Source organism: Herbidospora galbida, from assembly GCF_005233835.1.
GTDB classification, from domain to species: domain Bacteria; phylum Actinomycetota; class Actinomycetes; order Streptosporangiales; family Streptosporangiaceae; genus Herbidospora; species Herbidospora galbida.
In genome coordinates, this window is the sequence record NZ_SZQA01000022.1 from 45,840 (window position 1) to 59,807 (window position 13,968).

11 protein-coding genes are annotated in these 13,968 nt (G+C 71.4%); 7 read left to right on the forward strand and 4 right to left on the reverse strand.

Translation table 11 applies throughout. The features are described from left to right. Positions 1-58: 58 nt before the first annotated feature. Entirely contained in the window at positions 59-1,360 is a 1,302-nt protein-coding gene (locus tag FDA94_RS22190; protein ID WP_170991063.1) for an FAD/NAD(P)-binding protein, read from the forward strand. A 110-nt stretch (positions 1,361-1,470) separates the two neighbouring features. After that, entirely contained in the window at positions 1,471-2,694 is a 1,224-nt protein-coding gene (locus tag FDA94_RS22195; protein ID WP_246060087.1) for a glycosyltransferase family 4 protein, read from the forward strand. On the opposite strand, the gene FDA94_RS22200 is transcribed toward FDA94_RS22195, so the two are convergent. Continuing rightward, complete coding sequence (locus FDA94_RS22200) at positions 2,636-3,556, reverse strand: RNA polymerase sigma-70 factor (RefSeq protein WP_137249009.1); 921 nt, start codon at positions 3,554-3,556, stop codon at positions 2,636-2,638. The two genes, FDA94_RS22195 and FDA94_RS22200, sit on opposite strands and share 59 nt — an antisense overlap. Before the next feature lie 59 nt (positions 3,557-3,615). Here FDA94_RS22200 and FDA94_RS22205 point away from each other — a divergent pair, with 59 nt between their 5' ends. After that, positions 3,616-4,671, forward strand: a complete 1,056-nt coding sequence (locus tag FDA94_RS22205; RefSeq protein WP_137249010.1) for an NAD(P)/FAD-dependent oxidoreductase — start codon at positions 3,616-3,618, stop codon at positions 4,669-4,671. A gap of 166 nt (positions 4,672-4,837) precedes the next feature. Beyond that, entirely contained in the window at positions 4,838-8,023 is a 3,186-nt protein-coding gene (locus FDA94_RS22210) for a glycosyl hydrolase family 95 catalytic domain-containing protein (protein ID WP_212735446.1), read from the forward strand. Between the two features lie 42 nt (positions 8,024-8,065). Here the strand turns inward: FDA94_RS22210 and FDA94_RS22215 are convergent, their stop codons facing one another. Continuing rightward, positions 8,066-8,662, reverse strand: a complete 597-nt coding sequence (locus FDA94_RS22215; RefSeq protein ID WP_137249011.1) for a hypothetical protein — start codon at positions 8,660-8,662, stop codon at positions 8,066-8,068. Positions 8,663-8,811: 149 nt separating this feature from the next. Between FDA94_RS22215 and FDA94_RS22220 the strand changes: the two genes are divergently transcribed. Beyond that, positions 8,812-10,809 carry a sensor histidine kinase gene (locus FDA94_RS22220; RefSeq protein ID WP_137249012.1) on the forward strand — a complete coding sequence of 666 codons (1,998 nt, stop codon included), beginning with the start codon at positions 8,812-8,814 and terminating at the stop codon, positions 10,807-10,809. Then, complete coding sequence (locus FDA94_RS22225) at positions 10,806-11,450, forward strand: response regulator (protein WP_137249013.1); 645 nt, start codon at positions 10,806-10,808, stop codon at positions 11,448-11,450. Before FDA94_RS22220 ends, FDA94_RS22225 begins: the two co-directional genes overlap by 4 nt. A gap of 6 nt (positions 11,451-11,456) precedes the next feature. Here the strand turns inward: FDA94_RS22225 and FDA94_RS22230 are convergent, their stop codons facing one another. Together FDA94_RS22230 and FDA94_RS22235 are read right to left on the reverse strand one after the other, a co-directional pair. Further along, positions 11,457-12,434, reverse strand: coding sequence for an aldo/keto reductase (locus FDA94_RS22230; protein WP_137249014.1), 978 nt, complete (start codon positions 12,432-12,434; stop codon positions 11,457-11,459). 36 nt (positions 12,435-12,470) lie between these two features. After that, entirely contained in the window at positions 12,471-13,100 is a 630-nt protein-coding gene (locus FDA94_RS22235; RefSeq protein ID WP_137249015.1) for an HAD family hydrolase, read from the reverse strand. Positions 13,101-13,127: 27 nt separating this feature from the next. Between FDA94_RS22235 and FDA94_RS22240 the strand changes: the two genes are divergently transcribed. Then, a complete protein-coding gene (locus FDA94_RS22240) occupies positions 13,128-13,949 on the forward strand; it encodes a hypothetical protein (protein WP_137249016.1) in 822 nt (273 codons plus the stop codon). Positions 13,950-13,968: the final 19 nt, after the last annotated feature.

A 13,968-nucleotide genomic window follows, 5' to 3' on the forward strand; every position in this document is an offset into this window, starting at 1 on the left:
CGGCATGAACACGAGATTGCCTATAAAAGAGGTAGGTAAAGTTGCCTATCCTGAGGGCATGACTCCCGTCATCGTGGTCGTGGGCGGTGGGGCCAGTGGCACCCTGGCCGCCGTTCACCTGCTGCACAACGCACGAGCCCGTCGTCTCCCCCTGCGGGTCGTGCTGATCGACCGGTACGCCCGTCACGGCCTCGGTCAGGCCTACTCCACCACCGATCCCGCGCATCTCCTCAACGCCGCCGCGGCGAAGATGAGCGCTCTCCAGCACGACCCGGACGACTTCGTCCGCTGGGCCAGGGCGCCGGAGTGCGCCTTCCTGCCCCGGCAGACCTACGGCCACTACCTGCGCGACGTTTTGGAGCGTGCCCAGGACGGGCCCGAGCGCACCGTCCAGCGGGTCACCGGCGACGTCGCGGCGGTCTCGCGGCGGCCCTACCGGGTGACGCTCACCGACGGGAGGGGCTACGACGCCGACGCGATCGTGCTGGCCACCGGCAACGCCGCGCCCGGACTGCGGCTGCCCGAGGAGCGATGTACCAACGACCCCTGGGCGGTGGGCGCGCTCAACGGGGTCGCCGACGGCGACGTCCTCGTCGTCGGGACCGGCCTGACCATGGTCGACATGGCCGTCACGCTCACCCGCGCGCCCGGCCGGACGGTCTACGCGGTGTCGCGGCACGGGCTGCTGCCCCGCGTGCACACAGAAGGGCCCGTGACCCCCCACCCGGTCACGCTGCCCGAAGGGCCGCTGACGCTGCGGGTGCTCTTCCGGGCCGTGCGCGAGGCGGCCGCACGCGACGACTGGCGGGGTGTGGTCGACGGGCTGCGGCCCCGGGTGCCGGAGCTGTGGTCGCGGCTCCCGCTGAGGGAGCAGCGCCGGTTCCTGGCGCTGGCGGCGCGCTACTGGGAGATCCACCGGCACCGGATCCCGCCCGTCACCGCCGCGAAGATCGAGAGCCTGCGGTCGTCCGGCCGGCTGAAACTGCTGAGCGGCTGCGTGGACGGGGTCACGCCCCGCGCCGACGGCGTGACGGTGCACCTGAAAGACCGCGACCTGCCCGTCTCGTGGGTGGTCAACGCCACCGGGCCCGGCTCGGTCTGCGCCCGCGATCCGCTGCTGACCCGGCTCATGGGCGACGGCCTGGTGCGGGCCGACCGGCTCGGGCTCGGCGTGGACGCCGACGCGCGCGGACGTCTCGTCGACGCCACCGGCCGGGCCGACGACCGGCTCGTCACCCTCGGGCCGGTGCTGAGAGGCAGCCGCTACGAGACCACGGCCATCCCCGAGATCCGCGGCCAGGCCGCGGCGCTCGCCCCGCACGTCATCGACGAGATCGCGCGGTGGCCGAGTGTGATCTAGATCACATAAGCGAATTGTGTGTTCACCGCGTCTTAATACCGGGGAAATCACACATTTCAAAGGGGAAAATGTTGACCATCTCGGGAGCTTTACGACGAACGGTCATCCGATTGCTGGAGAAACGCGACCAGCGCCGGGCCAGAAAAGCTCCACCGCCCGACACGCGCGAGATCCGCATTCTCCTGCTTCACGCCTACGGATTGGGCGGCACCATCAGAACCGTCTTCAACCTGGCCGCCCACCTGGCCGAACGCCATGACGTCGAGATCGTCAGCGTCGTCCGCGAACTCCCGGATTTCTTCTTCGAACCGCCGCCCGGCGTGCGGATCACCTATCTCGATGATCGCGTGAACGGCAGAAAAGGACTCCTCAACCGCTTCCGCAGCCGCCTGACGCCGCCCGACGAGGCCGCCGCCCACTGGTACACCCTGAAAACCGACCTCGCGCTGGCGCGCTACATCCGCAAGCGGCGCGGTGGCGTCCTCATCGGCACCCGCCCGGCCCTGAACCTGCTGATCGCCCGGTTCGCCGGACCCGAGGTGATCACCATCGGCCAGGAGCACGCGAACCTCCCGTCGCACGGGGAGGAGACCCAGAAGCAGATCGCCCGCCGCTACGGCCGCCTGACCGCCGTGGCCACGCTCACCGAGACCGACCTGCGGTCGTACGAGAAGGCACTGAAGAAGAAGCGCCCGGCCCACCTGGTCAGGATCCCGAACGCGGTCCCGAAGCTGAACGGCGCGACGGCGCACCGCACCGCGCCCGTCGTGGTGGCGATCGGCCGGCTCGCCCACGTGAAGGGCTACGACCTGCTGATCCGCGCCTGGGCCCACGTCCACCGCGTCCACCCCGACTGGGAGCTGCGCATCTACGGCTCGGGCGCCCGCCACGACAAGCTCCAGGCGTCGATCGAGAAGAAGGAGCTGACCGGCTGCGTGCGCCTCATGGGCCCGGCCACCGACGTCGGCGCGGTGCTGGCCGAGGCGTCGATCAACGTGCTCAGCAGCCGCCGCGAGGGCATGCCGATGACCATCCTGGAGGCCATGAGCGTCGGCGTCCCGGTCGTCGCCTACGACTGCCCGACGGGCCCGGCCGAGATCATCACCGACGGGCACAACGGCCTGCTCGTCCCGGCCGGCAAGATCCACGCGATGGCCGACGCCATCGGCCGCCTCATCGCCGACCCCGACCTGCGCACCCACCTGGCCGAGAACGGCCTGGTCACGGCCAAGGAATACGACATGAGCGCGATCGGCCCCCAGTGGGAGGAACTGCTCACCGCGTGCTCAGCGGCGTCTCCTCGGTCAGGCGGGACAGCTTCTCCGGGTTCCTGACGTAGTAGACCTCGGTGATCAGGCCGTCTTCGACGCGCATCGTCATCAGGCCGTCGAGGACGCCGTCGAGGTAGGCGAGGAAGGCCGGGCAGCCGTTGGCCTCGGTCGTCTCCAGCGTCATGACCGCGCCGAACGCGCGCAGGATGCCCTCGTAGAAGCGGACCATCTTCTCGGCCCCCACGAGGGGCCGGTGCATGGCCTGGACGTTGCCGCCGCCGTCGGCGAGCAGCACCACGTCGGGGGCCAGCAGGTCGAGCAGGCCCTGCGGGTTCCCGGTCTCGATCGCGTGCCGGAAGGCGGCCATCGCGTCTCTGGTCTGCTGCTGCGAGGGGGTGCCGCGCGGGCGGCGGGCGGCCACGTGGCCCCGGGCGCGGTGGGCGATCTGCCGCACCGCCGCCTGGGACTTGCCGACGGCCTCGGCGACCTCGGCGTACTCGAAATCGAAGACCTCGCGGAGGACGAAGACGGCCCGCTCCGTCGGGGTGAGGGTCTCCAGGACCAGCAGCATCGCCGTCGACAGGCTGTCGGCCAGTTCGACGTCCTCCGCGACGTCGGGGGCGGTCAGCAGGGGCTCGGGCAGCCACGGGCCGAAATAGGTCTCCTTGCGGCGGCCCAGGACGCGCAGCCGCCCGAGCGCCTGCCGGGTGGCGATGGTGACCAGGTAGGCGCGCTGGTCGCGGACCGCCGAGAGGTCCACGCCGGTCCACTTGAGCCACGTCTCCTGGACGACGTCCTCGGCGTCGGCGGCCGAGCCGAGCAGCTCGTAGGCGACGGTGAAGAGCAGGGTGCGGTGGGCGACGAAGGTCTCCGTCGCGGGATCGGTCATATCCATCAGATGCCGGAGCCGGTCGTTTCGTGACATGTCACAAGGAAGTCCTGCGGAGCATCTCCTGTCTGACGCAACCAGACAAGGAGACGGCAATGCAGATCGTGGTGATCGGAGCCGGATACGCGGGCACCTACGCGGCCAACCGGCTCGCCAAGAAGACCGACGCCGAGGTCACGGTGGTCAACCCGCGCGGCCACTTCGTGGAGCGGCCCCGGCTGCACCAGACGCTGTCGGGCACCGGCCGCGACGTCACCCCGCTCACGTCGATGATGCGGAAGGGCGTCACGGTGCGGGTCGGGGCCGTGGACAAGATCGGCGACGGGGTCGTCACGCTCGACGACGGCGACTCGCTCGGCTTCGACCACGCCGTGCTGGCCGTCGGCAGCTCGGTCACGCCGATGCCGGGCACGGTCGCGGTGGGCACCTGGGAGGGGGCCGAACAGGGGCGGGCCCGCCTCGCGGCGCTCGGCCCGGGGGCCTGGGTCACCGTCGTCGGCGGCGGCCCGACCGGCCTGGAGACGGCCTCGGAGGTCGCGGCGGCCCGCCCCGACCTGCGGGTCAGGCTCATCGGCGCGCGGATCGGAGAGGCCTTCGGCCCGCAGGTGCGGCGGCGGGTGCTCGCCGCGCTGGCCGGGCTGAAGGTGGAGGTCGTCGAGGACACCCTGACGGCGGCGGGCGACGGGTTCGTCCGGGTCGGCTCGGGCCGGGAGCTGGAGTCGGGTCTGACCCTGTGGGCGATCGTGTCGGGCACCAGCGACCTCGCGGCGCGCAGCGGCTTCACCGTCAACGAGGAGGGCCGGATCGCCGTCGACGACTACCTGCGCAGCGTCGACGATCCCCGGATCTTCGCCGCCGGCGACTGCGCGGACGTGCCCGGGGCGCGGTTCGCCTGCCAGACCGCCATCCCGCAGGGCGCCCGCGCGGCCGACAACCTGATCCGCCTCATCGAGGGCCGCCCGCTCCGGCCGCACGAGTTCCGCTACCTGGGCATCTGCATCAGCCTCGGCCGCAAGGACGCGCTGCTGCAGATCACCCACGCCGACGACAGCCCCGCCCGGACGTTCTTCGCCAAGGGCCCGGCCGTGCTGGCCAAGGAGACGGCGCTGCGGGGGATCAAGGTCGGCGTACGGATGGGCGTCGGGATGTGAGGCCATCCCAACTACTCGAAATACATCCGATCTGTTGATCGACTAAGGGGGGCAATACAGGGTTTTGGGGGGTTGTCGGCACGGAAACATCGGATGCCAACTCTTGTTTCGCGGGTATTTCGGTGCTATTTCCTTGACTACCCCCTCACCCTGACCGGAGGATTCCGTGCGCCGAAGATTATGCATCGCCGGATTGGCGGTGTTCGCCATGGTGGCCGGTATGACCGCGATCACCCAGACGCAGGCGTCCGCGCTGGCCCTGCCGCCCACCGACGACCTGACCCTCTGGTACAACTCCCCGGCCACCGACTGGGAGACCCAGGCCCTCCCGATCGGCAACGGCCCGCTGGGCGCCAAGCTGTTCGGCGGCGTCGCCTCCGAGCAGATCCAGTTCAACGAGAAGACGCTGTGGACCGGCGGCCCCGGCGCGCAGGGCGGCTACAACCACGGCAACTGGACCTCCCCCCGACCGGGGGCCATCGACAACATCCAGGCGCAGATCGACCAGCAGGGCCGGATCACCCCGCAGACCGTGGCCAACGCTCTCGGCCAGGGCAAGACGAACTTCGGCTCCTACCAGACCTTCGGCGACCTGTTCCTCGACTTCGCCAACCCGCCGACGAGCACCAGCGAATACCGCCGCGAGCTCAGCCTCCGCGAGGCCATCGCCCGGGTGGGCTACACGGCGGGCGGCGTCGAGTACACCCGCGAGTACTTCGCCAGCAACCCCGGCAACGTGATCGTGGCCCGCATCTCGGCCAACCAGACCGGCCGGGTGTCGTTCACGCTGCGGCACACCTCGCCGCGCAACGACAAGACGATCACCGCCTCGAACGGCCGGCTCACCATCAAGGGCGCGCTGGCCAACAACGGGCTCAAGTTCGAGGCCCAGGTCCAGGTCGTCAACCAGGGCGGCACCCGTACGGACGCCGGTGACCGTGTCACCGTCACCGGCGCCAACAGCGTGCTGCTGGTCCTGTCGGCCGGCACCAGCTACTCCGACGTCTACCCGACCTACCGGGGCGCCGACCCGGCCGCCGGGGTCACCTCGCGGGTGACGACCGCCGCCGCCAAGAGCTGGGACGAGCTGAAGGCCGCCCACCTGGCCGACTACAAGAACCTGTTCGACCGGGTGAAGCTGAACATCGGCCAGAGCAACCCGACCGTGCCGACGAACACGCTGCGGGCCAACTACACCGGCGGTTCGGCCGCGCAGGACCGGGCGCTGGAGGCGATGTTCTTCGCGTACGGCCGCTACCTGCTCATCTCCTCCTCGCGGGAGAACGACATCCTCCCGGCCAACCTGCAGGGCGTGTGGAACAACGTGGTGAACCCGCCATGGGACGCCGACTACCACGTCAACATCAACCTGCAGATGAACTACTGGCCCGCCGAGCAGACCAACCTCCGCGAGACCACCAGGCCCTACGACCGCTACGTGAACTCGATGGTCGCCCCCGGCCGGGTCACCGCCCAGAACATGTACGGCGCCCGGGGCTGGGTCGTCAACAACGAGACCAACCCCTACGGCTTCACCGGCGTGCACAACTACCCGCAGTCGTTCTGGTTCCCCGAGGCCGCCGCCTGGACGACCCAGCACCTCTACGACAGCTACCGCTTCAACGGCGACGTCACCTACCTGCGCGACACCGCCTACCCGGCGATCAAGGGCGCGGCCGAGTTCTGGCTCGACTTCCTGCACACCGACCCGCGCGACAACCGCCTGGTGGTCTCGCCGTCGTACTCGCCGGAGAACGGCGACTTCTCGGCCGGCGCGTCGATGTCGCAGCAGATCGTGCGCGAGGTCTTCACCAACGCCCTGGCCGCCGCCCGGACGCTGAACGTCGACGCCTCGCTCCAGAACGAGCTGACCACCGCGCTGTCGCGCCTCGACCCGGGCCTGCGCATCGGCCGCTGGGGCCAGCTCCAGGAGTGGAAGACCGACTGGGACTCCCAGACCGACACCCACCGCCACGTGTCCCACCTGTTCGCGCTGCACCCCGGCAATCAGATCCTCCCGGGCACGGCCGAGGCCAACGCCGCCCGCGTCTCGCTGAACGCGCGCGGCGACGGCGGCACCGGCTGGTCGAAGGCCTGGAAGATCAACTTCTGGGCGCGTCTCCTCGACGGCAACCGCGCCCACAAGCTCCTGTCGGAGCAGCTCAAGTCGTCCACCCTCGACAACCTGTGGGACACCCACCCGCCGTTCCAGATCGACGGCAACTTCGGCGCGACCTCCGGCGTCGCCGAGATGCTCGTGCAGAGCCAGCACGACACCGTCCACGTCCTGCCCGCCCTGCCCTCCACCTGGGCCAACGGCTCGGTGACGGGCCTCAAGGCGCGCGGCGACGTCACCGTCGACACGACGTGGAAGTCGGGCGCGGCCGAGACGATCACCCTGCGGACCGCCCGGACCGCCCCGATCAAGGTCCGCACCGCCGCCGCCACGGGGACCTACTCGGTCAAGGACGAGACCGGCGCGACCGTCGCCGCCACCCGGACCGGTGACACGCTGAGCTGGAACGCGACCGCCGGGAAGACGTACACGATCAGCTTCACCACCACCGGCGGCGGCACCAGCCAGACCGTCGAGGGCGAGGCGTTCACCTCGCAGTCGGGCGTCCAGCCCGCCGGGCACGCCACCGCCAGCGGCGGCCAGACCGTCGGCTACATCGACAACGGCGACTGGGCGGCCTACTCGCAGGTCAGCACCTCGGGCCTGCGCACCTTCAGCGCCCGGGTCTCCTCGGGCGGCCCCGGCGGGACGATCACGGTCAGGGCCGGGTCGCCGACCGGGACCGTGCTCGGGTCGGTGGCCGTCGCGCCCACCGGGAGCTGGGACACGTTCACGACGGTGTCGACGACGCTGACCGGATCGGGCTCCGGCCCGCTCCACCTGGTCTTCTCCGGCGGCTCCGGCAGCCTGCTCGACGTCGACACCATCACGGTCTCGACCACCGGAAGCGGCCCGCAGCCGCAGACCGTCCAGGGTGAGGCCTGGACGTCGATGAGCGGCGTGCAGCAGGCCGACCACCCGAACGCCCAGGGCGGCTACTCGGTCGGCTACATCGACAACGGCGACTGGACGGCCTACTCCGGGGTGAACACCTCGGGCCTGCGCAACTTCAGCGCCCGGGTGTCGTCGGCCGGGGCCGGCGGCACCATCCAGGTGCGGTCGGGCTCGCCGACCGGAACGCTGCTCGGGTCGGTCGCGGTCGCCCCGACGGGCGGCTGGGACACCCACGTGACGGTCTCCACGACGCTGACCGGATCGGCCTCCGGGCCGCTCCACCTGGTCTTCACGGGTGGCGCGGGCTCGCTGTTCGACGTGGACTCGTTCACGGTGTCATGACGCGAAAGGGCGCCCCCTGGTGGTGGGGCGCCCTTTCCTCTCTCACTTTCCGCTACGGACGAGCTCCGGCCGGAAGGCGATGATCAGGCCGAGGGTGGCGTAGCCGACGAGCAGGTGGGTCGCGCCGACGACGTCGCCGACCTCCGGGCCGAAAACGCCCATGGCGGGGATCGTCACGACGGCCCAGCTCTCGGCCACGACCGGCCAGACGCGGGCCAGGCCGCGCCACCGCCCGGCGAAGGCGACCTTGATCCCGATGACGAACATGCCGAGCATCGACAGCGGCCAGAAGACGTCGAGGACCGCCAGCCAGCCGGCGTCGCGCTGGTCGGGCAGGACGGCGTGCAGCAGGCTCCAGACCATGGCCGGGACCAGCAGCACCCGCTCGACCTGGAGCATGATCCGGGCCGGTCTGGAGGTGCCGGTCGCCTGGGTGCGGATCATGAGGGCCAGCAGGCACAGCAGGCCGATCTGGAAGACCAGCCCGCCCAGGTCGGTGAGCATCCAGCCCAGGTCGTTGGCCGGCTGGAAGCCGTAGAAGAGGCTGGCGGCGGCCCAGACCAGGGCGCCGGTCGACAGGCCGAGCGCGAGGTTGCGGTTGGTCGTGTCCGGCTGAACGGGGGTGGCGGTGAGCGTCATCGTCTCGGTCCTTCGTTTGTCGGGAACGGGGACGATCCTCCGGATCGGGCGGCCCGGGCCGGCAGGGCGTGGCGTCCTGTTCCGGTGCTCAGTACAAATGGGACACGAGTCCTAGGGACTTCGCTGACCTGCTGCGCCACACTTTGCTGGTGCGGAAGGTGCTCTTCGCGGTCGCGGTGGCCGCCCTGCCCGCCGCGGCCCTCGTCGACGTACGGGTCCCGGCGGCCCATCGCGTGCTGCTGCAGCTCCAGCCGGGCGCGGTCGACGCGCTGACCGGGGTCGCGCTCGCGGCGGCCGGGCTGGCCGTCCTCGGCCGGTTCCCGCGCCACGCCCTCGGGTGGCTGATGTCCGGCTTCGGCGCGTGGTGGGCGCTCGACGGGCTGGCCTCGTCGTGGCTGGCCTACTCGACCTCCGCCGGACTGCCCGGCGGTTCGGCCGCCTTCCTGATCTACCAGCGGCTCGGCGCGGGGCTCACGCTGCTGCTGCCGCTCGTCCTGCTGCTGTTCCCCGAGGGGAGGCTGCCGGCGGGCCGGTGGCGGGTGGTCTCGCTGGTCAGTCTCGGCCTGACGAGCCTGCTCCCGCTGACGCTGATCGCGGCGCCCTCGGAGATCGCCCAGGCCGCCTCGGAATCGGGGCCGATCCCCGCGCCGCTGCGGGCCATCGACCTCGACCTGGTCCACCTGCCGCTGCCCGACGAGGTGTGGACGGCCCTGCTCGGCGTGGCCCAGCTCTGCGTGCCGCTGAGCCTGGTCGCGCCGTTCGTCGTGGTCGTCCGGCGCTATCGCGGGTCGGCGGGGCTCGACCGGACGCGGCTGCGCTGGCTGGTCTGGGCGGGCGTGGTCGACCTCATGGTCATGCTGACCTTCCGGCTGCTGCCCGGCTCGTGGACGGCCGCCGGGCTGACCGTCGGGGTGGTCCTCACCGCCGCCGCGGTCGCGGTCGGCATCGTCCGGCCCGACCTGGTCGACGTCGACCGCCTGCTCGGCGGCACCGTCGTGTACGCCCTCCTGCTGGCCCTGACCTTCGTGCTCGACCTGGTGGTGCTGGGCAGCGCCGGGCAGTTCCTCGGCTCCCGACTGAACGACGGCGAACGCCTGGTCATCGCGGTGTTCGCGGTCGCCATCGCGTACGCGCAACTGCGCCACCGGCTGTGGCGGCTGGTCCGCCGCTGGGTCGTGGGCGACCGCGACGACCCCTACCACGTGGTCTCCGGCCTGGCCGAGAGGCTGGAGGCGACCGACGACTCCGAGGCGCAGCTCCTCACGCTGGCCCGCACGGTCCGGCGGGCGTTCCGGTCGTCGTACGTGGGCGTCGAGATCACCGACGCGCTCCTGGTCGAAGACGGCGAACGCCCGGCGGAGACCCGGGCGCTGCCCATCGCCTACCGGGGTGAACGCATCGGCCGGCTGGTGCTGCCCGCCCGGGTCACCCGCCCGACGCCGGGCGACGAGAGGCTGCTCGCCGACGTGATCCGCCAGGCCGCGGCGGCGGCGCGGGCCGTCCACCTGGCCGAGGAGCTGCAGCGCGGCCGGGAGAGGATCGTGTCGGCCGTCGAGGACGAACGCCGCCGCCTGCGCCGCGAACTCCACGACGGCCTCGGCCCCACCCTGGCGGCCGTCGCCGCCCGCATCGACATGGCCAGGATCACCGCCCGCCGCTCCGGCGACGACGCCGACCAGATCCTCGGCCAGGCCCGCCAGGAGCTCACCGGCCTGCTCGCCGAGGTCAGACGGCTGGTCCACGGCCTGCGCCCCCCGGCGCTCGACGACGTCGGCCTGGTCGGGGCGATCCGCCAGCTCGCCCCCGACCTGACCATGACCGTCGAGGAGCACGGCGACCTGACCGGCCTGCCCGCCGCGGTGGAGGTGGCGGCCTACCGGATCGCCGCCGAGGCGATCACGAACGTCCGCCGCCACGCCCGCGCGACGACCTGCGCCGTGACCCTGACCCGCGCCGACGGCGTCCTGGCCGTCGAGATCACCGACGACGGCGTCGGCCTGGGCGCGGCCGCGACGACCGGGGTGGGCCTGGTGTCCATGCGCGAACGCGCCGCCGAACTCGGCGGCACCTGCGTGGTCGCCCCGATGGAGCCGAGAGGAACCCGTGTGCTGACCAGCCTCCCCGCCCGCGACGAGGTGACGGTGTGACCGTCAGGGTCCTGGTCGTCGACGACCACCCGGTCTTCCGCGAGGGCTTCGCCGCCCTGCTCGGCAGCATCGACGAGATCGACGTGATCGGCACCGCCGCGAACGGCGCGGAAGCGGTGACGCGGGCCCGTCAGCAGGAGCCCGACGTGATCGTCATGGACGTCTCGATGCCCGAGATGGACGGCATCGAGGCCACCCGCCGCGTTTTGGCCGACCGCCCGGAGACCGGCGTGGTCGTCCTGACCATGTCGGAGGAGGACGGCACGATCTTCGACGCCCTCCGCGCCGGCGCCCGCGGCTACCTGCTGAAAGGCGCCGAACCCGACGAGGTCGTGCGCGCGATCACCACGGTCGCCGGGGGAGGCGTGGTCTTCGGCGCCGTCTTGGCCGGCCGCATCGCCGACTTCCTCGCCCCCCGACCGCCGGAGACCTCGGGCGAGACGTTCCTGACCCTGACCGCCCGGGAGCGCGAGGTGCTCGACCTGGTCGCGGCCGGCCTGTCGAACGCCCAGATCGCCGCCCGCCTGTTCCTCTCCCAGAAGACCGTCCGCAACCACGTGTACGCGGTCATGGGCAAACTCCAGGCGGCCGACCGGGCCGAGGCCATCATCCGCGCGAGGGACGCCGGCCTCGGCCGTTAGCCGGATCTACCAGCGGTTCCCGATCTGGGGAGCGATCAGTTCGTCGTAGATCTCGTTGACCGCGGCCAGGGTCTCGCCCGTCAGGGGCGCGAGGTCGGCGGCGGCGCTGTTGGAGCGGGCCTGGCCCGGGTTGCTGGCGCCCGGGATGATAGCGCTCACACCCGGCTGGTCGATGATCCAGCGGAGCGCGAACTGGGCCATCGTGGCGCCCTCGGGCACGAGCGGGGCCAGGCGGCGGACCGCTTCGAGGCCCGTCTCGAAGTCGACGCCCGAGAAGGTCTCGCCGACGTCGAAGGCCGCGCCGTGGCGGTTGTAGTTGCGGTGGTCGTTCTCCGGGAAGGTCGTGCCGGTGTCGTACCGGCCGGAGAGGAGACCGCTCGCCAGCGGGACCCGGGCGATGATGCCGACCCCGGCCTCCCTGGCGGCGGGGAGGACCTCCGCGAGCGGGCCGAGGCGGAGCATGTTCAGGATGATCTGCACGCTCGCCACGCCCGGACGGGCGATCGCCTTGAGGGCCTCCTCGCGGGTCTCCACGCTGACCGCGTAGTTCTTCATGCGGCCCTCGGCGACCATGGTGTCGAGGGCGTCGAAGACCTCGTCGTTCGAGTAGACCGGAGTGGGCGGGCAGTGCAGCTGGACCAGGTCGAGGGTGTCGACGCCCAGGTTCTGCCGCGACCGGTCGTTCCAGGCGCGGAAGTTGCCGAGGTTGTAGTTCTCCGGGGTCTGCTCGACCCGGCGGCCCATCTTGGTCGCCACCAGGATGTCGGGGTGGTCCTTGATGAAGCGGCCGATGAACTGCTCGCTGCGGCCGTCGCCGTAGACGTCGGCGGTGTCGAAGAAGTCGACGCCCGTCTCGACGGCGGTCTCCAGGACGGCGAAGGCGGTGTCCTCGCTGACGTCGCCCCAGTCGGCGCCGAGCTGCCAGGTGCCGAGGCCGACCACGGACACGTCCCGGCCGGTCCGGCCAAGTGTGCGGTGTTCCACGTCTTTCCTTCCATAGTGGAATCTGCAGGTCCGAGACTAGTCACCCGAGATCAGGGCTTCTGACTCCAGGACGTCCGCGACCACGTGGTCGGCGTCGGAGCCGTGCGGTTCGCGGGTCACCCAGATCGTGCGCAGCCCGGCCGCCCGGCCTCCTTCGATGTCGGCGACGGGGTTGTCGCCGACCATCCAGCCGCCGCCCGCCAGGGCCGCCCCGCACCGCGAGGCGGCGATCTCGAAGAGGGCCACGTCGGGCTTCTTGATCCCCTCGACCCCGGCCACCGCGAACCCGTCGACCGCGTCGGCGAGGCCGGTGGCGCGGAGCTTGCCGAGCTGGTTGTCGGCCATGCCGTTGGCCACGATCCCGACCTTCCAGCCGGCCGCCCGCAGCCGGGCCAGCATGCTGAGGACCTCCGGGCGGCATTCGACCAGGAACGGCATCCGGGCGCGGTATCCGGCCCACAGTTCCTCTGCGGGCGCGGCGAGGTCGAAGTGATACTTGATCCACCGGAACATCAGGTCCCGGTGCGGGATGTCCAGATCGAGGAGCCAGCGCACCCCGTCGTCGCCCAGGCCGTGGGTTCCGGCGAACTCGGCGGCCCAGGCGCCGAACGCGCCGTCGAGATCGATGAGGGTGTTGTCCATGTCGAACAGGACCAGCCGTTGCACGCGGCCGACTCTATAGAGGTGACCTGAATGAAGCGGGTGCTGGCGGCCCTGACCCTGCTGGCGACCTCCCAGTGCGCGGCCGATGCGGAGACGGTCTACCTGGTCCAGAACCACGACCAGTCGGTGACGGTCTACAACATGGCCGGGGTCGCCGTCAGCGACGACCTGCGGCTGCCGGAGGTCGAGCACGTCCGGCGCATCGCCGCCGCCGACGACGGCTTCCACGTGCTGGGCATGACCGGCGACTTCGAGCCGCGCTACTTCCGCCTGCGCGGGCCCGCCTACACGCCCGAGCCCGTCGAGGCCATGAAGGGCGTCGGGACCGCCAAGCTCGCCTGGGCGATGACCCGCGACGGAGCCAAGGTCGCCTTCGAGACCGTCGACGGGCCCTCGGTCGTCGTCCGGGACGTCGGGACGGGCCGCCAGACGATCAGGAAGGTGGCCGACGTGAGCCGGCTGGCCTGGTCGCCCGACGGGAAACGGCTGCTCCTCACCGTCTCGCTGCCCTGCACGCCGCCGCCCCCGTCGGTGTCGAGCACCGCCTCGTGCCTGCCCGAGCAGCAACTGCGGTTCCTGGACGCCGACCGCCCGGTGAGGACGTTCAAGGAGATCACGGCCGAACCGGTGATCACCGGCGACGGGATCCTCGTCGGCGTCCCCGGCGGGATCCTGCGGCTGGCCGACGACGGCAGGATCCTCGACCGCTTCAAGGGCGCCGGCCGGCTGTCCGTCCGGAACGGCCAGCTCATGATCCAGGGCGGTGGACGCCTCACCGTCGGCCCGCTGACCGGCGGAAACCGGCGCGACTTGCCGTGGGACGACAAGGTCATGGATACCGCGACCTGGTGACGTCATGATCACGTTCGCC

Excerpts from the sequence above, each read along its gene's own strand:
- FDA94_RS22190 (WP_170991063.1), top strand. The coding sequence starts at position 59 with ATGACTCCCGTCATCGTGGTCGTGGGCGGTGGGGCCAGTGGCACCCTG.
- FDA94_RS22200 (WP_137249009.1), bottom strand. The coding sequence starts at position 3,556 with ATGTCACGAAACGACCGGCTCCGGCATCTGATGGATATGACCGATCCC.
- FDA94_RS22205 (WP_137249010.1), top strand. The coding sequence starts at position 3,616 with ATGCAGATCGTGGTGATCGGAGCCGGATACGCGGGCACCTACGCGGCC.
- FDA94_RS22215 (WP_137249011.1), bottom strand. The coding sequence starts at position 8,662 with ATGACGCTCACCGCCACCCCCGTTCAGCCGGACACGACCAACCGCAAC.
- FDA94_RS22240 (WP_137249016.1), top strand. The coding sequence starts at position 13,128 with ATGAAGCGGGTGCTGGCGGCCCTGACCCTGCTGGCGACCTCCCAGTGC.